Origin of the sequence: Scytonema hofmannii PCC 7110 (assembly GCF_000346485.2) — a bacterium.
Lineage (GTDB): Bacteria > Cyanobacteriota > Cyanobacteriia > Cyanobacteriales > Nostocaceae > Scytonema > Scytonema hofmannii.
On record NZ_KQ976354.1, the window covers coordinates 708,103 to 730,592 of the forward strand.

16 protein-coding genes and 3 pseudogenes are annotated in these 22,490 nt (G+C 44.0%); 12 read left to right on the forward strand and 7 right to left on the reverse strand.

The window, feature by feature from the left end; translation table 11 throughout:
• Nucleotides 1-4 precede the first annotated feature (4 nt).
• Nucleotides 5-6,304, reverse strand: coding sequence for a PAS domain S-box protein (locus WA1_RS03040; protein WP_017741443.1), 6,300 nt, complete (start codon nucleotides 6,302-6,304; stop codon nucleotides 5-7).
• Nucleotides 6,305-6,467: 163 nt separating this feature from the next.
• Between WA1_RS03040 and WA1_RS03045 the strand changes: the two are divergent.
• The 9 genes and pseudogenes from WA1_RS03045 (at nucleotide 6,468) to WA1_RS03085 (ending at nucleotide 12,597) form a co-directional block, all read left to right on the forward strand.
• A pseudogene (locus WA1_RS03045) lies at nucleotides 6,468-7,125 on the forward strand (response regulator).
• A gap of 198 nt (nucleotides 7,126-7,323) precedes the next feature.
• On the forward strand, nucleotides 7,324-7,881 hold the full coding sequence (locus WA1_RS03050; protein WP_017741444.1) for a DsbA family protein: 558 nt from the start codon (nucleotides 7,324-7,326) through the stop codon (nucleotides 7,879-7,881).
• Between the two features lie 202 nt (nucleotides 7,882-8,083).
• Nucleotides 8,084-8,233, forward strand: a complete 150-nt coding sequence (locus WA1_RS52195; protein ID WP_201789063.1) for a hypothetical protein — start codon at nucleotides 8,084-8,086, stop codon at nucleotides 8,231-8,233.
• A 57-nt stretch (nucleotides 8,234-8,290) separates the two neighbouring features.
• A pseudogene (locus tag WA1_RS03055) lies at nucleotides 8,291-8,702 on the forward strand (SDR family oxidoreductase).
• A 229-nt stretch (nucleotides 8,703-8,931) separates the two neighbouring features.
• Nucleotides 8,932-9,402: a nuclear transport factor 2 family protein gene (locus tag WA1_RS03060; protein ID WP_017741448.1), complete on the forward strand. Its 471-nt coding sequence runs from the start codon at nucleotides 8,932-8,934 to the stop codon at nucleotides 9,400-9,402.
• A gap of 432 nt (nucleotides 9,403-9,834) precedes the next feature.
• Nucleotides 9,835-10,203, forward strand: a complete 369-nt coding sequence (locus WA1_RS03065; RefSeq protein ID WP_017741449.1) for a cupin domain-containing protein — start codon at nucleotides 9,835-9,837, stop codon at nucleotides 10,201-10,203.
• Between the two features lie 204 nt (nucleotides 10,204-10,407).
• Nucleotides 10,408-10,683, forward strand: coding sequence for a UBP-type zinc finger domain-containing protein (locus WA1_RS03070; protein WP_017741450.1), 276 nt, complete (start codon nucleotides 10,408-10,410; stop codon nucleotides 10,681-10,683).
• 70 nt (nucleotides 10,684-10,753) lie between these two features.
• On the forward strand, nucleotides 10,754-11,692 hold the full coding sequence (locus WA1_RS03075; RefSeq protein WP_017741451.1) for a DUF5996 family protein: 939 nt from the start codon (nucleotides 10,754-10,756) through the stop codon (nucleotides 11,690-11,692).
• A gap of 725 nt (nucleotides 11,693-12,417) precedes the next feature.
• Nucleotides 12,418-12,597 carry a hypothetical protein gene (locus WA1_RS03085; RefSeq protein ID WP_017741453.1) on the forward strand — a complete coding sequence of 60 codons (180 nt, stop codon included), beginning with the start codon at nucleotides 12,418-12,420 and terminating at the stop codon, nucleotides 12,595-12,597.
• Here WA1_RS03085 and WA1_RS03090 read toward each other — a convergent pair.
• The 3 genes and pseudogenes from WA1_RS03090 to WA1_RS03095 form a co-directional block, all read right to left on the reverse strand.
• Nucleotides 12,585-12,932: pseudogene (locus WA1_RS03090) on the reverse strand (IS4 family transposase); the annotation flags it as partial. The gene WA1_RS03085 and the pseudogene WA1_RS03090 overlap by 13 nt on opposite strands.
• Nucleotides 12,933-13,074: 142 nt before the next feature.
• Nucleotides 13,075-13,239, reverse strand: a complete 165-nt coding sequence (locus WA1_RS56575; RefSeq protein ID WP_017741455.1) for a hypothetical protein — start codon at nucleotides 13,237-13,239, stop codon at nucleotides 13,075-13,077.
• Between the two features lie 357 nt (nucleotides 13,240-13,596).
• Nucleotides 13,597-13,911, reverse strand: a complete 315-nt coding sequence (locus WA1_RS03095; RefSeq protein WP_017741457.1) for a PIN domain-containing protein — start codon at nucleotides 13,909-13,911, stop codon at nucleotides 13,597-13,599.
• A gap of 42 nt (nucleotides 13,912-13,953) precedes the next feature.
• On the opposite strand from WA1_RS03095, the gene WA1_RS03100 reads away from it, so the two are divergent.
• From WA1_RS03100 to WA1_RS03110, 3 genes are all read left to right on the forward strand, one after another.
• Complete coding sequence (locus WA1_RS03100) at nucleotides 13,954-14,178, forward strand: DUF433 domain-containing protein (RefSeq protein WP_017741458.1); 225 nt, start codon at nucleotides 13,954-13,956, stop codon at nucleotides 14,176-14,178.
• On the forward strand, nucleotides 14,162-14,485 hold the full coding sequence (locus WA1_RS03105) for a hypothetical protein (protein ID WP_017741459.1): 324 nt from the start codon (nucleotides 14,162-14,164) through the stop codon (nucleotides 14,483-14,485). Before WA1_RS03100 ends, WA1_RS03105 begins: the two co-directional genes overlap by 17 nt.
• A gap of 829 nt (nucleotides 14,486-15,314) precedes the next feature.
• On the forward strand, nucleotides 15,315-17,810 hold the full coding sequence (locus WA1_RS03110; protein ID WP_066612686.1) for a hypothetical protein: 2,496 nt from the start codon (nucleotides 15,315-15,317) through the stop codon (nucleotides 17,808-17,810).
• A gap of 232 nt (nucleotides 17,811-18,042) precedes the next feature.
• On the opposite strand, the gene WA1_RS03115 is transcribed toward WA1_RS03110, so the two are convergent.
• From WA1_RS03115 to WA1_RS03125, 3 genes are all read right to left on the reverse strand, one after another.
• A complete protein-coding gene (locus WA1_RS03115; RefSeq protein ID WP_017741461.1) occupies nucleotides 18,043-18,837 on the reverse strand; it encodes a CAP domain-containing protein in 795 nt (264 codons plus the stop codon).
• Nucleotides 18,838-19,257: 420 nt separating this feature from the next.
• Nucleotides 19,258-20,085 (reverse strand): sulfurtransferase, encoded by an 828-nt coding sequence (locus WA1_RS03120; protein ID WP_017741462.1) that lies wholly within the window; start codon nucleotides 20,083-20,085, stop codon nucleotides 19,258-19,260.
• A 353-nt stretch (nucleotides 20,086-20,438) separates the two neighbouring features.
• Nucleotides 20,439-22,481, reverse strand: a complete 2,043-nt coding sequence (locus WA1_RS03125; protein WP_017741463.1) for a primary-amine oxidase — start codon at nucleotides 22,479-22,481, stop codon at nucleotides 20,439-20,441.
• Nucleotides 22,482-22,490 lie beyond the last annotated feature (9 nt).

Below are 22,490 nucleotides of genomic sequence, written 5' to 3' on the forward strand. Positions count from 1 at the left end.
CGTGCTACTCCCGATTGACGGTGACAATAATCTCTGTTCCTTGTCCAGGTTGACTTCTAATTGTAAGTTGTGCGCCGATGCGCTCTGCCCGCTCGCTCATGCCTAATAAGCCAAAACCCTCAGAGGATGGAATACTCCCAACTCCAAAGCCCTGTCCATTGTCTTTCACGCGCAAGCAAACCCGATCGCGATCGTAGACTAGCTCCACTCGGATTTCGTCAGCATTGGCGTGTCTGGTAGCATTGGTTAATGCTTCCTGTCCAATCCGCAGGAGGTTACTTTCGACTTCAGTGGGTAGAGAATACACTACACCCTCGATCTCATAATGTAAAGTGGTATCCATTGCGGCAGTTCTGAGTTGAGCGACGAGACGATGTAGAGCGCTCTGTAAACTGCCCTCCTCCAAAAGCTGAGGACGGAGCGCGACGACCGATCGCCGTGCTTCAACCAGTCCAGTTCGTGCCAATTCTTTGATCAGGTCTAGATGCGCCTGAGTTGCTTCTAAATCATCCGTTAGTACCTGTTTTGCAGCTCCCACCTGAGCCAGAATGCCTGTAAACGCCTGAGCGAGTGTGTCGTGAATTTCCCGTGCCATGCGGTTACGTTCTTCCAAAATCGAGGCTGCTTCTGCTTGCTTTTGCAGCGTAATATCTCGCGCCAGCCAAATCACCTGCTCGTGCTGAATCGGGGCAATGCGAGCCGAAAACCAGATTTCTCGTCCAGCTATCCACTCGCTGTATTCAACTGTGAGTACTTGTTGAGTTCTCAGCACCTGCTGAATGTAACTTAGGAATTCATCGGCTTGTTCCTGAGCATAGAGTTGATGCAGTGTTTTGCCAGTATACTCCTCCCTATAGGATGGATTTCCTTTGATTGCACAGCTCAATTGCCCTTCAGCATTGAAGATACACAGCGGATCGGGAATGGCTGAAAAGAGCGCTCGCAGTTCTGCTTCAGAGGCTTGCAATGCTGCTTCTGCCTGTTTGCGATCGCTAATATCCACAATCACCCCTTCGATGTAGTCATCGCCTGCATTCAAATAAGAAGAGAAAAGTCCCCAGAACAATGTCCTATCTCGTTTTCGCATCTGTACTTCAAAGCTTCGCACTTCCCCATTCCGCTTCAGCAACTCAATAACGTGTTGGCGATCGCTGGGATCTGCATAATAGCCGATGGTGTGTTCCACCCCAATGATCTCCTCTGGTGAATCAAAGCCCAACAGATTGGCAAGGCGTTGATTGGCATCAAGGATTAATCCATCCGAGAGGCGGGTGCGGTAGATGCCAACCTGCGAGTTTTCAAAGATCGTTCTGAACTTGGCTTCACTGCGTTGTAATGCCTCTTCTGCTTGTCTACGCTGGGTGGTGTCATTGCCAACCGATAAGATTTCAACGACCTCTCCCTGTTCATTAAAGATGGCTTGATTTGACCAAACAACCCAAACTCGCCGACCATCTCGACACAGGTTTTCACCCTCGCCTTGCGGGTACGATTGAGGATTACGAAGTAAATCGTGAACAAATGGTCTCATATCGCGTCCAGAGATTTCGATGTCTGGAATGATTGTTTCAAATAAGGTTCGCCCTAAAATCTGATGTTCTTCATAACCAAGGAGTTTTACCCCATAATCGTTGATGTAGTGAATCCGTCCTTGCGGATCGTAGCGAATGATGATTGAATTCGCGGTTTGTAGCAGGTTGCGATAATTCGCTTCACTTTGTCTCAATGCAGCTTCGGTTTGTTGACGTTCAACGATCTCCTGCTGCAAGGCTTGAGTTTGCTCTTCTACCTTCCTTTCCAGTGTTTCGGAATAATCTGATAACCGTTCATATAACCGAGCATTCTCCAGTGAAATCGCTGCCTGAGCAATCAACAGTTTAAGGACTTGCAAGCGATCGCTAGTAAACACTCCAGCGCTGAGATTGTTCTCTAGATAAAGGATGCCGATCAGCTGACTTTGCTGGAGAATTGGCATACAAAGGAGCGATCGCGTCTGGTGCTTTTGAATGTAAGGATCGGTTGAAAAAGACGATTCGCTGACTGCATCATCAAACACCAGCGTTTCAGATGTGCGTTCTACCAAGTGAATGACGGAAACAGGAATCGTTGCACAGTCGGCAACTGCGAACTTTTCTAGGTCACACGGTCTACTTCCGCTGCATTGAGCCACTACAGTAAGTTGATCCTCTTCTAGGAGAACCAGAGTACCAGTTTCGGCTCCTGCATTTTCGATCGCTACCTGCATCAACGTGGCAATCAGTTGATCGAGATGGATTATTTCTGAGAGAGCTTGAGCCGCTTTTATCACCGCCGCCAAATCGATCGCTGCTGTCGGATGACGGATCGTTTCATTGGTCACGATTGAATGTGATTGCCGAACTAGGTTGGTGTTGAGGAGTTGTGGATAGCGTTTTTCTAAATCTTTAACTTTAGCGGTTGCGCCCCAGCGATCGTAGCAATAGTGCGCCTCTTTAATGTAAGTTTGAGCAATTTTTTCCCGCCCTCGCGCCAGATAATGTTTAGCCGCTAATTCATAGGCGAGAGCTTCTTCCTGGATATACTCATTTTCAGCAGCACCTGCGATCGCCCGTTCATAAAACTCCTCAGCCTCAAGAAATTGCCCTAAGACTCGCGCTTTCTCTGCCTCGACTAGATAAAATTTATGTAGATAATTCATTGGGGCGTGTTCTGCCCATTTCTGCATTTTTTCTTGGTTGGTGTTAACACAGTTTAGCCAAGCTGCTTTTTCAGAGTTTGAAGTATCAGGCGATAGGCTCAAAAGCGCCAGCGAATGATAGAAACAGAATATAGGTAGAACCGTTATTGCTGTCACCTCTTCAAAATGTTGCCTTGCCAAAATAGCAGTCTGTTCAGCTTGATGGTGTTCTTCAAATAGATAACACAACATGACTTTGTGCAAATAGAGTATCTGGATTGCAGTTCCATCTTTAACTGCAATAGCGTGTGATAACGCCTGTTCTTCATTATGTAGCCTACTAACTAAGCGGCTGGAATTCTCAGGCCTATCTTGCAAATTAAGAATAGTCTGCCGCAATATTGCCAGCCAATTCGAGGGACTTTTTCGTCTAATTTGGTCAATCGACTTGCTGTAAACTGCTGTTTTTTGTTCCAGTTGGGTAAGTTCCTCTCCAGCAAAAAATGAGTTATAGCACACGTAATATGCAGCATAACCAGCAGTTTCAAAGTCTCCAGTTTCCACTCCATTTTGATAGGCAGCAGCCAGCATGGGTATTGTGTTCCTAAAATGCACCTTCCAGTGGATGATATGGACATTCGAAAACATTAAGGTTCTAGCATTTCCTCTGGCATTCAATCGTTCTGCCAAACCCAGAGCCAATTTGCCGAACTCATAACCGAATTCAATGTCTTGAACAACTCCACATAGAACAAACCCGTAGCCAGCATAAAACAGTGATGACCAGATAGCATTCCCGTAGTTGATTGATAAATTTACCGCTTTGCAAGTAATCAATATCCACAGTGCTGGTAACGTTATAAATGCAACAGACCTCATACTCGCTAGGATTGACATAGCTGAGCGCGGTTCTGGTGCAGTCATCTCTGGTAAATTAATCAAGTCTTCGATTTCTCGTTCAGCGAGTAGTGTAGCCGTTGACTCCAATTCCCTTTGAATATCTGCCTGACTTGGATTTTCTATTAAATCTATTCCCAAGAGCTTTAACGCTTCCAATCCAGTTTTTAGTGCTGATTTCAGGTTGCCCTGTGACAAATATCCTTGAATTCTGCTATCGTAAGCCTGCACTTTGTCAACCACTGTTTTGGCGCGATTGAGTACCACTTCTACCAATTGTTCCATCTCATCAAAGCGGCCGTGAAGATACGCTGCTCCTGCTGCTTGGGAGTAAAGCGCCAAGGTTAGGTCATACTGATTGTGCCAACTTTCTGTATCTAGGAGTTTCAGTCCTATATTGAAATACTGAAGAGCTGCTTCATAAGCCGTTGCTGTGTTTGCTTTCTGACCTGCGATTAAATTTAATTTGGCAATTTCATTTCGTTCTGTTTGATCGCTCTCCAGTTCAATTCCCCGATTGAGATGATCGACGATTTCAAACAGTCGTTGCGATCGCTGCTCTGGTGAAGTTTTTTCGAGTAGATTGCGACCGATTTGGAGATGAACAACTTGTTTGTGTGACTCATCAATTAAGGCATAAGCCGCTTGCTGCACACGATCGTGCAAAAACTTGTAGTCTTGAACTAACAAGTTTTCGTCTAATTCAGATAAAGGTTGAATTAATTCAGCTTGTATTGCTGCTAGTAAATCCTGGGAAATCGCTTGAGGCGATCGCTCACAAATGATCGCTAACGTTTCTAAATCAAATTTAGATCCAACACAAGCGGCTAAGCGAAGAATTCGCCGTGTTTCATTTGGCAATTTCTTCAACTGGATCAGCAGCAACTCCACCACATTCTCGGTAATATTTTGGGCTTGAATTTGAGCAATATCCCACTGCCAGCTTAACTGTTTCGCATTAAAGATTAACAGATTTTCGCTATACAGCATTCGCAAAAATTCACCGACAAAGAAAGGGTTGCCTTCGGTTTTACGTAACACTAATTGGGCTAAAGAACGAACGGTGTCAATATTGCGACCTAGCGTCTCGGCAATCAGTTGACTCAAGGGTTCGAGCGTTAAGGGTGCTAAGGTAATCTCCTGAAGTACTGCCCCTTGGTTTCGTAGTTCTAAGAGCGTTAATGCTAGTGGATGCGTTGGATGCACTTCCGAGTCTCGGTAGGCTCCAATCAAAAATAGATATTGGGTTTGCTCGTCGAGTAATATTAACTCGATTAACTTCAGCGTCGCGGAGTCGAACCATTGTAAATCGTCTAAGAAGATGACCAGGGGATGTTCTTTTGAACAAAACACCCGCACAAAATTTTGAAAGATTCGATTAAAGCGATTTTGAGCTTCAGTTGCTCCAACTTCGGGTACGGGTGGCTGTTTGCCAATAATTAATTCAACTTCAGGAATGACATCAATAATGATTTGCCCATTGCTTCCTAAAGCTGAGAGCAGACGCTCTTGCCACTGTTGCACTCGCTCATCCGGTTCCCCCAGAAGTTGCTGCACCAACTTTTGCAGGGCATCCACAATGGCGCTGTAGGGAATATTGCGCCTGAATTGGTCAAATTTACCAGAAATAAAATAACCGCGCTTTGCTGCGATCGGCTTATAGAGTTCCTGCACTAATGCTGATTTGCCAATTCCCGCATAGCCAGAAACCAACATCATTTCGACTTTGAATTGAGGATTTTCTATGCCTGACTCTGGTCGGTGGGCTTCGCCAACATTCCCTCTTGGGGCTACTCTTTCAAACGCCGCCAATAATGCTGCAATCTCCGCTTCGCGTCCATACAGCTTTTGGGGAATCTGAAACTGATCCGAAACATCTTGCAGACCTAATTGAATATGAGCAATTTGACCTGTTGTTGTAAATTGCTCTGTACAGCGTTCTAAATCCGCTTTGATGCCCCAGGCACTTTGATAGCGATCCTCTGCGTTTTTCGCCATCAGTTTGAGAATGATGTCTGAAACGGGTTTAGGAATCGCTGCGTTCACCTGATGTGGCGGTATAGGTGGTTTGGCAATATGACAATGGACTAGCGTAAGGATGTCGGTTGTGAGAAACGGTAACTGTCCGGTGAGCAGTTCGTAGAATGTTACGCCCAGCGAGTAAAAATCCGTGCGGTAATCGAGCAAACGGTTCATCCGCCCTGTTTGCTCTGGCGACATATAGGCAAGCGTGCCTTCTAACACATGGGGACTTTTGAACGTCGGATTGGTGCGGTTAAAGCGGGTGGCAATACCAAAGTCAATAATTTTGACAACGCCAGTATTCGGATTAAGGACGATGTTGCCAGGATTGATATCTTTGTGAATGACTCCAGCAGCATGAATTCTGCCCAAAATATCTGTGATATCGATTGCTAATCGTAAGAAATTGGATAAAGGTATAGGACAAAAGTTTGGTTGCTGCCGCATCCATCTTTCGATAGATTCTCCACCGAAATCTTCCAAGAGAGTAACGAGCGTGCGCTGATAGTCTTGCTGACTATATGCTTTGATGACTCCTTCCTCTTTGAGGGAACGGGTAATTTCATATTCCTGCCTATAGCGAATGAGTTCTTCAGGAGAGGGATAATCTTGCTTAAGTAGTTTGACGATGATTGCCCGACCATCCTGCACCCTGATACCCCGGTACACAACAGATGCTGAACTTGAATAGATTTTGCTTTGGATGGCGATCCCAGCTAGAGCAATCATTGAACTTTCTCCCGATCGGTACCATGGGTTGTGTTGCTTTAACTGCGGTCTGACAAGCCATTGACTTGACTAAAACTCGCTTTAAGCAACCACTCCAAAAATTTGAGTTCCGAATTCTGCGGCCGCGCTAAAATATTCCCTTTAGTATAGTAACGCCTTTAACTTGCCCCAAGCCATAACCATTCGGGTTCTGATTGCAGACGATCATGCTATTTTTCGGCAAGGATTAGCCACCATTATTAACTGTGACCCAGATATGCAGGTGATTGCCCAAGCCGAAAATGGGTCTCAAGCGATCGCCGCCTTTCGGGAACACCAACCGGATGTCACGCTCATGGATCTCCGAATGCCTGAAGTGGAAGGAGTTGCCGCCATCGGTGCAATTTGTGCTACTGCTAAATCTGCTCGGATTATTGTACTGACCACGTATGATAGTGACGAAGATATCTATCGGGGATTGCAGGCAGGCGCAAAAGGATATCTGTTGAAAGAAACTGAACCTGACGAGCTGCTGAATGCTATTCGTACCGTTCATCGGGGTCAGAAGTATATTCCGCCCGATCTAGGAGCAAAGTTGGTACAGCGCCTCAGCAATCCAGAACTGAGTGAAAGAGAACTAGAAGTACTCCGCTCACTGGCGCAGGGGATGAGTAATGCCGATATTGCGACTGCTTTAAGTATCGGTGAAGGCACGGTTAAATCTCATGTTAATCGGATTTTGAATAAGTTAGATGTCAGCGATAAGCTGGGTACAGCTTGCGCTTCGCGAACGCACTCAAGCTGTGATTGTTGCCGTTAAACGCGGCATTGTCTGCTTATAGAACTTTCGATAGAATTTAGATTCTAACTTGAGTTAGAGGCTACCTTCTATTTTAAGAAGGAGTGGCGGCTCCATCAAATTACAGCCTAAAAATGTTAACTTATTGTAGACGACAACTAAAAGCCAATTGCTTATATTGAATTCATGTGGATTGAGCAAGTGAATCGCAAGGTTCCATGCTTGATACAGATGTAGAAAGATGATCGACGACCATAGTTCCAGTTCTTTAGTTGTGCCAGCTTCAACCCAAGATCGCAGTCAAGGTGTGCTAAGTGCCGCCGTGGTGTTAGTGATGTATGGGGATTATCAATGTCCTAAAAGTGCAGCCGTTTACAAGCTGATTAAAATCATTCGGCAAGAGCTTACGGTTTCTTTTAAAGAGGATTATTTATGTTTTATCTTCCGCCATTTTCCACAGATCCAGATTCATCCCCAGGCGCAACGGGCAGCCCAAGCCGCCGAAGTTGCCGCCGCCCAAGGACAGTTTTGGTTAATGAGCGATACTTTATTTGACCATCAACAAAGGTTGGAGAACGGTTATCTTGTCGAGTACGCCAATGATTTAGGGCTTGACATTCCTCAATTTCTCAAAGAGTTGTCTAAACAAGTGCATATCGATCGCATCAATGAAAATATCGAAGGCGGAATACGGAGTGGAATGACGACTACCCCAGCTCTGTTTATCAATGGAATTCGGTATACCGGGCACTGGAACACGACGGAGTTGATGGCAGCCATGATTGCTGCAAGTCATTAAGTTCTCCGATCTTTGCTCCCAATTAATATCTGACTTGTCTGTAAGTGCTGTAAGCTATCTAATTTTGATGGCTAGATTTTGCCTGTTTCACTGAACAAAATTGCCGCTTTTTGAACCATGACAACAATTACCATGCCAACAACTGAATTCTTGAGTATTGATTTAGTCAATTACAAATCGGTATTTCATTGAAGATAGTTCTATGACGCATTCACTAGTACAAGGCAAGAATAATTCTGGGCATGAAGGTACACCTCAAACTGATTCTCTTCGCGACTCCTCAGTTAATCCTGCCCTGATTGCGATAAGCTGGGTACAGCTTGCGCTGCGCGATCGCGCAAGAAGTCATTGAGTTGCTGAGACAAACTTACCCGATACAAACTGATGAAATTAAAACAGGAAAAACAGAATGATACTGCAAGATAAAGTGGCGTTAGTCACCGGAGGCACATCGGGAATTGGTAGAACAACGGCGATCGCTTATGCCCAACAACAAGCAAAGGTGGTGGTAGTTGGTCGTCGAATTGATGAAGGTGAAGAAACGGTTCGATTGATTCAGGAAGCTGGCGGAGAAGCTATTTTTGTGCAATTATGCCAAAGCGGGTATTCGCATCAATGTTGTTGCACCAGGGGCAATCAAAACAGATATGTTTGAAGCAGTTACAGATGAAGCCAAAGCTTACTTGACAGGACTTCACCCGATCGGACGAATTGGAACACCGCTTGAAGTTGCAAATGCAGTCCTGTTTTTATCATCTGACCTAGCATCGTTCGTAACAGGTGAAACGTTAATGGTAGATGGTGGGTTTGTAGCGCAATAGTCGATCGGCAGTGCGAAATGTTTGACACAGCACTTCAAGCGACTCACTAAAGCAACACTGAAATCGGTTCGCTAACTCCATAGGAAACTCCATAGAAATCTGCAAGAAGTTGAGTGTTGGAACTGACTACACTCAAGTGAACTAAGACAAAGAGAACTTAGGAGTTGATGATGATGTCCAAAGTGTCTTCTACCTCACCACTACAAAACTAAAGAAAGGAATCGTTACCATGAGTATCCAACCGACCGAAGTGATCAAAGAGTTTCTGGCGAATACGGCAACCGAAAAGGTCGAGGCGGCTGCCCGTCGGCTCGTCGCGGAGGACGCAACATACATTTCCCTGAATTTCGACAACCCTGAACTGAAGCAAATCTTGCCTTGGACAGGAACCTCCAAAGGTCCCCAAGCGTTCATCGATACGTTCTCCGGGGTTGCGAAATGGTGGACGCATGAGGACTTCACCGTTACCGCCCTCTTTGGTGAAGGCGAGAACGTTGCCGTGTTCGGCAGGTTCACGTACCGCTCGGTCTCGCTGAGCAAGGCGGTGACCTCACCGTTCTCGATCCACGCAAAGGTGCGTAACGGGAAGATCGTGTACTTTCAGTTCATGGAGGATACTTTCGCGACCGCTCGCACTTTCAGCCAGAAGGGGACTTGGACCATCAAAATCGCTCCGAACCAACCGGAGTTCGAGGTGTAATAGCAGCCTACGACGCCTAACCATGCGCTGCAGCGAACCTAGCCCTCGCGCTCCGGTTGCAATCCACGCTGTCACCGCGGGCCGGGTCGCTGAGCTTGGGTCGTTATAGACCGTATGAATCTCAATGCTGGTGTGCGTACCGCGCTGGCTACTGAAGCAGAATTAAAGCCATGGCAACAACCCCTCCAGTGACCTCAGGTAGATCTTAGACGTGTTGCGTTTTAGATGTAGAGCGCAACAACCCTATTAATACATGAGGTTTCTGCTACAGAAGCAACAAAGAGGAGGGGGAGATGACGAGATGACGAGATCGCACTATCCCATCACCCCATCACCCCATCATTCCATTACCCTACCCGCCTTTGCCCTTCGTATCTTTGTGGTTAATTACATCTGAACTTGCTCCGATTGTGTAATTGCAAGCCGAAACTTATGCTGCTCCAAAAACTAAACGACTGTGAAGAAATTATCGCTGGAGATGGAACTGTTCTGCGCGAACTGCTTCATCCTGACAAACAAGACATCAACTTGCGTTACAGCTTGGCGTATGCGAGCTTGCCTGTTGGCAAAACTTCGACTCCCCATTCCCTAAAGACTTCTGAGGTTTATTACATCATTAGCGGTGTTGGAGAAATGTCGATCAACAGTGAAGTTCGTCGCATTGAACCAGGCGATGCGGTTTACATTCCTCCAAATGCAATCCAGTTCCTTCACAACTACGGCAACGAACCCATTGTTTTCGTTTGTCTAGTTGATCCAGCTTGGCGAAAAGAAGACGAAACGATTTATGCACCAGTCTGATTCATGCAAATCTTACTGTTAGGGGATTCAAAGTTAGGGGATTCAAATTCGCGTTACTGCAATTGTTCCGTGAATTTTGCACAAGCAGCAACGGGGTGATTTGGCGACTACGCTGAGGAGAAGGACGCGCCCCTAATTTTAGATTTCACATCAGCCTCAATCATTCTGTTCACCGTTGTCTTCTACCAGGGATACCAAAAAACTATGACCTGCGAACATCTTAACAATCTAATTGTGGAAAACCTGATTTCTAAAGCAGCCTATCCCATATTTCGTTGTGAAGAGTGCATTAAAATAAATAGCCGCTGGGTACACCTCCGGATTTGCCAAACCTGTGGCAAAATGCTGTGCTGCGATTCTTCTAAGCATCAACATGCTCGTCGTCATTATGAAGCAACCAATCATGCAGTGGTTAGTTCGGCTGAATTGGGGGAGCTGTGGTTATGGTGTTTTGCAGATGAACAGGGAAAAGAATATTGATAGCGATTCTGATTTTATCTAGATTTCCTTCTCATTTCTTCAACATGTTCTCCTCATGTGGGTGATTTTCATGCCTGTTTCTAATCAAAGTACTTCCATTGACATCGTTTGGCCCAGTTTGCCCTTAGCAGCTTGGCAGGATACCTATGCAACTCTCCATCTATGGACGCAAGTCATCGGTAAAATCCGGTTGGCACTGGCACCTAAACTCAATCACTGGTGGCAATCTACTCTTTATGTCACACCGCGTGGACTAACAACTGCTTCAATCCCTTGCGGAACTCGTAACTTTCAAATTAGCTTTGATTTTCTCGACCATCAACTACAAATCGACACTAGCGACGGCATTGTTAAAAGAATTGCACTGTCTCCTCGCTCTGTGGCAGATTTTTACCAAATGGTGCTAACTACATTGAGCAACATCGGCATCGAAGTCCGAATCTGGACGATGCCGCAAGAAGTGTCAGAACCAATCCCGTTCGAACGGGACTATCAACACACAGCTTACGATCCGGAATATGCACAACGATTTTGGCGAATTCTTGTGCAAGTCGATCGGGTCATGACCTTATTCCGTTCCCAGTTTATTGGTAAATCCAGCCCTGTACATTTTTTTTGGGGCAGCTTTGATCTTGCTGTGACTCGTTTCTCTGGTCGTCGTGCGCCAGAACACCCAGGGGGAGTTCCGAATATGGCAGATTGGGTCACACGAGAAGCCTATTCACACGAAGTCAGTAGCTGTGGTTTTTGGCCAGGGGGTGGGTCAATTGTGGAGCCTGTTTTTTACGCTTACGCTTACCCTATGCCAAAAGGGTTCCATGATTACCCGATCCAACCTACAGAAGCTTTTTACAGTTCAGAGATGCAAGAGTTTATTTTACCCTATGAAGCCGTGAGACAAACTGACGATCCAGATGCAATGCTCTTTGCTTTTTTTCAAAGCACCTATGAAGCAGCAGCCAATTTAGGACATTGGGATCGAATTGCGCTGGAGTATACTCAAAGTTGAGTGTTAGAACTTACTAAACTCAAGTTGGCTAAAACAAAGACAACTTGAATAGATTCATATCTTGCACCACCGTTTTATTGAGAAAATCAAAGCCCAAAAAATTGATTGTTTCGTAGGGTGGGCACTGCCAGCCCTTTCAACGCGAACACATATACTAACTTTTGACTCCCAAATCAACGTTCAATTAACCCTTATGCAATCAGACTTACGAAATCTTGTGCAAAAAAATGCCCAACTCAACGAGCAATATATCGATCGTTTTTGATGTACTTTTCCATGGAAAAGCATCAATAGCCAAAAGACCTCATTTTTTGCTCTAGTCTGGGAGCGGGTTTCAGCCTTCACTTTAGTAGTTCATTTGTTCGCGTTGAAAGGGCTGGGTGGGCACTGCCCACCACCCCCTTATTGAGAAGGTGCAAGATGTCAGCCTCTAACTAGCGGACTACGCCGAAGCGTGATATATAGAAGAAACACAGGAGAGCTAGAGGAAAATTTGATAGCTAGGAATTATAATTGATAGTTACCCTGACAGTCAAGACCGTTTTAACATTGGTGCTAATTACGCCCGTATGTCAGCCTGGTTCTGAGTGCCATTGGTGAATTTATTGGTGAAGTGGCATTTCAACTGTCACTATCCCGTGCGCGGAGATTAGATTTGAACACCGCACTTAGGTCAGGGTACTTATTTACTGTTAAAAAGCGCGATTGCCATGATGGAGGTTCCCATGAGCAAAAAAGAATCGCAACCAAAGTCGCCAAGTTCTAATTTACCACTAATTAACCTCAATGCAGCGGGTATAGATATTGGTGCAGACAGACATTGGGTAAGCGTTCCTGTTGATAGAGACAAAGATTCAGTACGCAGTTTTGGCTGTTTCAATACCTTTGCCAATTATGAAGGCTGAACAAAAGCTGAAGGTGCGTGAATACGACCATTACAGGAGATAGCATGGAAAATCTGAGCCAATAAAACTGGCGTTTGTTTTTGGGGAAGAAGTTTTAATGTTTCCTTGGCATAGAGACAACCACGGTAGTAAGCTTTGAGGTCCATAATACTGCCGTTAAGATTACCATGAGGAAATCGAGCCAGTAAGCAATGGGACAAGTTAACCATAAAGAAGGATAAATTGGCGGCGTTAGTGACAGAGTTTTGAGTGATATTCATAAAGTCTTCTAACCCCCAAAATTGCTTAGCATCTCGAAAATTAAATTCAATCTGGAAGCGAAGGCTGTAATAGTCACGCTTCAACATCAGCCCTTACCATGTATTACACCGTAAGTTTAACGCGCTGATTGGTGAAACCGAGAATGTAACTTGCGTCCTTACACTGAGGGGATGTTTACGACCAATAGCTCTCATGTAATACATGGAAACACTTCATTTATTCCTGCCGATAGCGAGTTAATTCCTGAGAAGAAGGATAATCCTGCTTCAGAACTTTGGCGATGACTGCACAATTCTCCCGCTCTCGTATGCCTCGATACACAAGAGTTGCCAAGCTCTCATAGATTTTTCTGTGGATGGTAACTCCAGGTAAGGCAATCATTGAACTCTCTTGGGATGAGTGTCATCAGCCATATCACAAAGTATATCATTTGCCAAACTCCAACAAACAGCAAGGAGAGAGCAAGCTTCACAATAATGAAATTTGTCTAACATTGTTAGACGAGCCGTTTTTTTGCTATTAAGGGAAAAAATGCCCATAAACCTCTAAAACTGTCTATTGGTGCAATCGTACCCAAAACTAATTTCAAAGGGCTTCAAGGCGATTTTAGAGGGTATGTTTTTTGATGATTCTTTTGTAAACGACTGTCAAACAATGTCTTACAATGATGGGAGTAGGCAAAAAATGGGCAAGAACGCTTAATTTCTGTTGTCTAATATGCGTTATACAAAGTCAAACCTATGACAAAACCCTTGGCATTTCGGATATGGCAATTGATGCAATTCTCAAATCCATTGTAGACACACGAACCCGTTGGTTTTGTAACTCATCAAAGATAGCGATCGCTCTAGCATCAAATGGTAAAACCAGAGCTGTCGCAAAGCCCTGGAGAGTTTCCAGCAACAGAGCATATCCACGTATCACCTCAGCATTTGTCCGAGCACGATTGATAAAGTTGTGAGCGCCGAGTACCTGTTCGTGGAAACTAACGACAGATAATCCAAAATCTGTAGACGAGTGCTGTTCCATCCGACTTAAATAAATTTCAGTCATTCTGGGCTAGGATTAAGGGGTCCTAATATAGCCTAGATATTTATGTCCTCAACGCTGCGTGTTGTGCATAGCGACCCTGATATATTAGGGGGAACACCTGTTTTTATTGGCACTCGTGTACCAATAAAAACTTTAATTGACTATTTTGAAGCGGGTGACTCTTTGGATGAGTTTCTCGACCATTTTCCCAGCGTAAGTCGCGCTCAGGCAGTTGCAGCTTTAGAATTAGCGAAGGAAATGCTGATTGCGTATGCAAATCCTGCTTGATGAATGTGTACCAAAGCCACTTAAACGTGAACTTACCGATTATAATATTCGTACAGTTGTAGAGATGGGCTGGTCAGGCAAAAAGAACGGTGAGCTACTCCAACTTATGAGTCAGGAGGGATTTTCAATTTTGCTCACCACGGATCAAAACTTACGATATCAGCAAAATTTGCAACAGGCTGGAGTTGCTGTCGTTGTTATGGTTGCGCCAAGCAATCGTCTAAGCGATCTCGTACCGTTAATACCAAGTGTTCGTGCTGCGCTAGATGCAGTTAAAGCAGGTGAAGTTTTTGAGATAACGGTTTAACAATAAAGGCTACAGATTCGTTGATAATACTTGCAAACCAACTTGTTTAGCAACAAATTTGCCATTAATAAGCGGGAGCATCCCAATTTGGCACATAGCTTCAAACAGCTGTCTTTACGAAAAAACTAGGTTTTTATGATTTCTGTATCGGTGCTCTAGGGGTCTGTGTACACCGTAGCCCCTTTCCAAGGGGAGGGAACTCGATCGCTTGTTTCTTCCCTTGGAAAGGCTCAAAATTAGCGAACGGACAGCAACAAGCCTAAATATCTTCGGAATAGCCGTAGCACAATAGATTTTCTTCTGGCGAGGTTTACTTTCTCTTTAAAATAGAGAACCATAGTATGAAGTTTATGTAAACATTTTGAATGTTTCCTGATTGAGTTGGATGATCTACCCTAATATGCAGTTGTAAGAAAAACTGGAATTATATTCAGTTTAGTTAGATACAAAAGCCAAGATATTTGCCCAAAATGTCTCAGGGTTTTGTAAGCCAGTCTTTTAAGCAATCTCGTTGAAATGGGAACATTCCAACTTAGAAAAAACACCGGACGATTGGAAAACGCAAATATGCAGGCAAATTCCTCCGACGTAGACTTCATTAAGTCTCCAAAAGCAGGCTTTTGCTGATTCTGTCAATGCACGAGCAATGCTAGCGCACACAGATGTGAGTGGGTTCAATACGGTTTGGATGACCTCTCAGGCTAGAAGCCTGGGACTAAACAAACGAAGCCTGCGCTTCTCTGGCTTTGTATGTGTAGCCCTAGGTTTCTAGAAGCGTAAATACTTTCAGATAGAGCAAGTATATTCTCAATTAGGAGTGACCATAATTATGACAACAACGAAAAACTCTTCACCGATTGTTAGCTTAAGTTCTGAGCCAGCTGTTTCCTTTGAATTAAAAGATGTTGTGATTCCAGCACAGTCAGGTGTCGCCAACGTCAGTGTGAATCTAGACTATAAAGCAGGAATAGACAATTCTCAGTTCCGCAATATCTTACCAGTGGCTGAGTTTGTCAAAGATAGCTTGACGAATTCTCGCAATCCGAATGATTACTATGAAATCATCAACAGAAATGTCACCACGTCACTGCTGAATAATAGCAGTTTTGATTTCACATCGGTTTTGGACTCTGCATCAATAAAATTGGATGTAGCACCAAATGCTGGGATTCCTTTCGCATTTAGCAACACTATCGCACTCACTCCTGATGGCAAAACTGATGCATTAGTTTCCTTTGAATTAAAAGATGTTGTGATTCCAGCACAGTCAGGTGTCGCCAACGTCAGTGTGAATCTAGACTACAAAGCGGGAATAGACAATTCTCAGTTCCGCAATATCTTACCAGTGGCTGAGTTTGTCAAAGATAGCCTGACGAATTCTCGCAATCCGAATGATTACTATGAAATCATCAACACAAATGTCACCACGTCACTGCTGAATAATAGCAGTTTTGATTTCACATCGGTTTTGGACTCTGCATCAATAAAATTGGATGTAGCACCAAATGCTGGCATTCCTTTCGCATTTAGCAACACCATCGCACTCACTCCTGATGGCAAAACTGATGCATTAGTTTCTTTTGAATTAAAAGATGTTGTGATTCCAGCACAGTCAGGTGTCGCCAACGTCAGTGTGAATCTAGACTACAAAGCGGGAATAGACAATTCTCAGTTCCGCAATATCTTACCAGTGGCTGAGTTTGTCAAAGATAGCCTGACGAATTCTCGCAATCCGAATGATTACTATGAAATCATCAACACAAATGTCACCACGTCACTGCTGAATAATAGCAGTTTTGATTTCACATCGGTTTTGGACTCTGCATCAATAAAATTGGATGTAGCACCAAATGCTGGGATTCCTTTCGCATTTAGCAACACTATCGCACTCACTCCTGATGGCAAAACTGATGCATTAGTTTCCTTTGAATTAAAAGATGTTGTGATTCCAGCACAGTCAGGTGTCGCCAACGTCAGTGTGAATCTAGACTACAAAGCGGGAATAGACAATTCTCAGTTCCGCAATATCTTACCAGTGGCTGAGTTTGTCAAAGATAGCCTGACGAATTCTCGCAATCCGAATGATTACTATGAAATCATCAACAGAAATGTCACCACGTCACTGCTGAATAATAGCAGTTTTGATTTCACATCGGTTTTGGACTCTGCATCAATAAAATTGGATGTAGCACCAAATGCTGGCATTCCTTTCGCATTTAGCAACACCATCGCACTCACTCCTGATGGCAAAACTGATGCATTAGTTTCTTTTGAATTAAAAGATGTTGTGATTCCAGCACAGTCAGGTGTCGCCAACGTCAGTGTGAATCTAGACTACAAAGCGGGAGTAGACAATACTCAGTTCCGCAATATCTTACCAGTGGCTGAGTTTGTCAAAGATAGCCTGACGAATTCTCGCAATCCGAATGAGTTCTATGAAATCATCAACACAAATGTCACCACGTCACTGCTGAATAATAGCAGTTTTGATTTCACATCGGTTTTGGACTCTGCATCAATAAAATTGGATGTAGCACCAAATGCTGGGATTCCTTTCGCATTTAGCAACACTATCGCACTCACTCCTGATGGCAAAACTGATGCATTAGTTTCCTTTGAATTAAAAGATGTTGTGATTCCAGCACAGTCAGGTGTCGCCAACGTCAGTGTGAATCTAGACTACAAAGCGGGAATAGACAATTCTCAGTTCCGCAATATCTTACCAGTGGCTGAGTTTGTCAAAGATAGCCTGACGAATTCTCGCAATCCGAATGATTACTATGAAATCATCAACAGAAATGTCACCACGTCACTGCTGAATAATAGCAGTTTTGATTTCACATCGGTTTTGGACTCTGCATCGATCAAACTGGATGTAGCACCAAATGCTGGCATTCCTTTCGCATTTAGCAACACCATCGCACTCACTCCTGATGGCAAAACTGATGCATTAGTTTCTTTTGAATTAAAAGATGTTGTGATTCCAGCACAGTCAAGTGTCGCCAACGTCAGTGTTAGCTTAGACTACAAAGCGGGAGTAGACAATACTCAGTTCCGCAATATCTTACCAGTGGCTGAGTTTGTCAAAGATAGCCTGACGAATTCTCAAAATCCGAATGAGTTCTATGAAGTCATTAATAGAAATGTTACTGAGCAGACGTTCTCCGATTTAGGATTGTCCTCTGTTCTAGACTCTTTGAGTATTACATTAGGTGTGGTACCAAATTCAGGTATTCCTTTCCCCTTTACTAATACAGTGACCATCACCCAAGACGGGATTACTCAATTGCACGGGAATCACGTATTGGAATTGATAACAATTTGATATTGCTGCTTGCTCTTTCTCTTGTGGTGTGGGCTTCTAGCCCACACCAGATAGAGAACGGGCGAGGACGCCCGTCCCACAAGATAGATAATTTATTTCTTGGACATCCCAATCCCCAATGCCTGTTCTTGTTCTGTATCCGTTGGTATCCAGTTGCCTTCAGCATCATACCAGCGCAATCACAGGCGAGGAATCTCCGCAAACTCTCCTTGCCACAAGCCTGTCTATTACGTCAAACTAAGTTAACTTGTTCTATTTGTGGAAACCAATTTTCTGTATTTTGATTTCCTATTAAGAAGTCATTAGCCGCAAACCCTGGTGGTGTTTCAAAAGGTCTGTTGGAACCTATAATTTGTCTATTGTCAAGTACAAACTGTTCAATCAAACCAACATTTTCAACCTGACTGACGATCGAGTCATTAAGTCTTCCATCGCCCTCTGATGGGAGGCTATCCAGACCACCATTAAGCAGCCAATCACTTTTTTGGGAGTCCATGTCACTACTACTTTCTTGGTTTGGTTCATAGACAAAGTCATCTGATGCTATGTAACCCATAACAGACTGGGTTGTAGGAACGACAGATTTCGAGGGTGAGTTAGATGCAATCTGTGAAGAGCTTGGTATTCTGCTAATGGGGTTGCGATCGCCACTCCCAAAATTTTGAACCCAGAGATTGTTATCAAAACCAGTACCAATTTCGGTAAAGTTAGGGTTAAGGATATTTGCTCTGTGTCCACTGCTGTTCATCCAACCTTGAAGAACCTGTTGTGGTGTACGTTGACCTTTCGCGATGTTCTCACCTACTGTTCGAGCTTCATAGCCTATTGTCTTTAGTCGGTCCCACGGTTTTGAGCCATCTGGTGCTGTGTGGCTAAAGAAATTACCGTTGAACATATCTTGAGCATATTTGTCTGCAACATAATTTAGCTCGGCATTTGCTTTCAGAGGTTGAAGCCCTTTCTTAGTGCGTTCTAGATTCGTAAGTTCAATGACCTGCTGTTCAAATGTCAAGTTATTTGATGCCATGAATCCTTCCTCTTAGTTTGTTCGTTTGGATTCAGCAGGAATCAGCTATACACATTCAATTTGCATGACGAATTTTCGTAAGACGGGCATCTTACCCTTCCACGTTATGCTAATTAGATGTGGAAAAGCTTAACAATTCTGCTGCAACGTTTGGTAGAAGCAAACCTGTAGAGGCTGGTGAAAAGTGAGTCAATATCTCACTGCAAACATTGGCTGCGGTAAACGACTTTTTTCCCTGTTATCAACTAAAGGAGGTGAAAGCACTTCACCCCTGAGGTTCACCATAAGCCTTGTTTTTCCCGAAAGACAGTCTAACATAATTTATCAGCAAAAATTTATTTTTTTACAATTTTGCGATCGCACAAATAAATCTCTAAGAGCATTCAGCTTGTCGTTGAACTCAAACGATCGCTATTTTTCTCAATCGGTGCATTTTTGAAATCGGCTCCATTCATTCCACGAACCATAGTAGTTCCGCACACGCGGATAGCCCAATAAGTACTTTAAGACAAAGCAAGTGTGTGCCGATCGCCCTCCAACAGCACAATATGCGATCGCTTCCTTGTCAGCAGTTATGCCTTTACTATTATACAACGCCTGCAATTCCTGGACTGATTTGAAAGTTCCATCTTCCTTTAAGGTAAGTTCATAGGGGATATGTATCGCACCAGGAATGTGTCCTGTACGTTCGTCTCCCACGGGAGGTTTAATATTAAACCATTCCCCACTATATTCTTGAGAGGTTCGCACATCAATTAACACGCAATCTTTCCGTTCCATGGCTTGTCGTACATTCTCATACATCACCCGCAAATCTGCATCAACGGTTTGCACGGAGTATTGAGTAGGTGCCACTCTTGGCAGCTCTGTCGTTAGTAAACCTCCTTCTGCTATCCATTTCTGGCGATCGCCGTTCAGGACGCGCACATCTTGATGACCCAATACTTTCAATAACCAGAAGAGCGCTGCTCCAATCGCAGGGTGTTCTCCATAGACAATGACAGTACTATTGTTAGTTATACCGGAACGCCCAAGTAATTTTTCTATAAAAGCTGGGTCGAAATTAGCGCGATCGTCAGGAAGCATGAGTTCGGTGAAAACGTTCCAAAATATTGCACTGGGAATGTGTCCGTTATTGTAGGTTTCTGGATTGATACCCCCTTCAATCAAGCAGACGTTGGGCTTGTCCAATTGCTCAGCCAGCCATTGAGTCTCAACAAGTACTTCAGGATGTGCGTAATTAAACATAAGTCTTTTCCTTTGCCCGATCGAGATTGCAACAAATCTAGAATTTATACTAGGAATAGTCATAAACTATGCCCAGTCCTCGATCGAGTACACTTTAATTTCAGATTAATAGATCTCATGGAGTGGGGTGGGCGTCCTCGCCCGCCCTCTGAGAAGTGCATCCTCGCCCGCCCTCTGAGAAGTGCATCCTCGCCCGCCCTCTGAGAAGTGCGTCCTCGCCCGCCCTCTGAGAAGTGCGTCCTCGCCCGCCCTCTGAGAAGTGCATCCTCGCCCGCCCTCTGAGAAATGTACGGGCGGGGACGCCCGTACCACAAGAACAAAGTGTGGTTTATTTACTTGAAAACTGCTGTAAGTTAGGTTCTTGTTTTTACAGCCTTCACCTCAGGTAAATTAATCGCTGGGTTGCGGTGAAAAAATCCCCTCGGAACTAGCTTAAATCCAACACGATGTGTTGACATTACAGGCCAATCCTCTGGTCTGGGGATATGAGTCACACCCATCGTATACCACAGCACGATATCTTCACCCATTAAAGACTCATCATTTGAAATATATTCTGGTAAACCCTTTGCGGTTTGAGTTTGATTGGGATAATCCCCAGCAGCATAAAGTTCACCAGGCTGATATTTAGTTACCCAAACATGGTGAGTTGCAAAGGCAGCTGTTTTGCGAATTGCTGCTGACTCAACAGGGAACAATACGGTGTTTCCTCCCGGCATTAACATATATCCAGTTGCAGCTCCCAAAGTATTCTTGCGATCGCTACTGACAATCATCCATTCACGACTGTGTTTCATGTCCAGATCGCGCACAGCAGTCGTTTCTGTTGTCAGTGGGCTTTCTTCCACCATAAAGGCATTTCCTAAAGGATTATTCAAAAGCGAGGGTAAGGCTTTGACATTCATCTCCATAACTTGATTTGCTTGACTATCAACATCCATATCCAAACGAAAGTTGAAGATGTGTTGATGATTTACCCCCAGGATGTTTTTTGCGACCAACTTACCATAAGGTTCATTTTCAGATTGCTTCTGGGAAGCTGTTGCCTGTGCCAGTATAATACCTGTTAGATCGGTCTCCACCTCCAGAGTGCCATCTTGGTGAAAAATCCAACTGATACCATAATCATAGTTTTCGATCGCAGTTGTCGTTGTCACCACTAGCTCTCGCCAGCGACGAACATCATTACGCTTGGTATTATACTCATAGTGTTTCCAGAGCATACCTTTATCTCGCTCGTAAATACCAATAACCCCTGGCATCACTAATGGTTTTCCTTTGTCGTCAGCCAAGACAGCATCAAGTAGTATACCGTTTTCTGGAATTTCTTTGCCTAACTCCATTGTGGTTGCTAGCGTGCCAAAGTTATATTCGCCAACATCAAAGGCATTTCTAAACGACCAAGTAGGGTCAGGATTTCCGTAAGGTACTACCATCTCCGATAGACTAGCCCTGTACAGCACTGGTCGAATATTTTCCCCATCGTTGTAACTGACAAGATACAACACCAAGCCATCACGGGGATGTATCTGATAGCGAAATTTCCAACCTTGCCAACTCACTTCATTGCCGTTAATACTGAAATCGACACCATCAGGCTGTTGAATTTTCAATGTTTTTGGAGATGGCCGTAATTTTCCCAAGGTTTTAGGATCGTAATTCCAGTTTTCCTTGGAGAAAGGAACTACGCCACTGTCAATAAAACTGGTAACTTTACGGGTATTCAAATCTACAGTTGCTAATACACCTTCAATGGGACTACCCAAATAATTCCAGTTGTTGCCTTTATAGTAAGACAAACCCCGACACAAACGATGACCTGTCTTGTGTTCCTCTTGAGAGAGGATTCCAGGTGCCCAGCAGCTAACTATCACTTGCTGAAAATTTGCGATCGAGCGCTTTCGCATAGCTTGTTGCCAGCGCAAGTCTGATTTTACTATCTTTGCTGCCAACTCATATTCTGAAAAAAACATTGCTGGTTGGACATCAGGTATTTCTTTCCAAGAACTTAAGGTTTTGGTTTTTAAGTCAACAACTGCTTCGTAAGTTTTGTTTTGCTTTTGCTCGTAGATAACGATAAAAGCTTGTCGCTGGAAGGGACGATTGGGTGTAAAGTTCAAAACTTCGTTTTTATCTGGTTCTTGCAAAGTTAGAATTGGAAAAGCTGCCCTTTCAGTCAAAGTTTTCTCTTTTCTGATGACCGCAACCGCTGTTTTAATTTCTAACTCTGTTAACGGTGCAAGAGGGTGATTAATGATCTGCTCTTGAGCAGAGGTGATTCCTATCAATCCTACAGATATAAGAATGACGAGGATGATGGAAATAGGTATTGCTAACCACTTGTGCCAATTAAATACACCCAATTCCTTACCTTTTAACACTGTTGAGTCAAACATAGGGTTTTG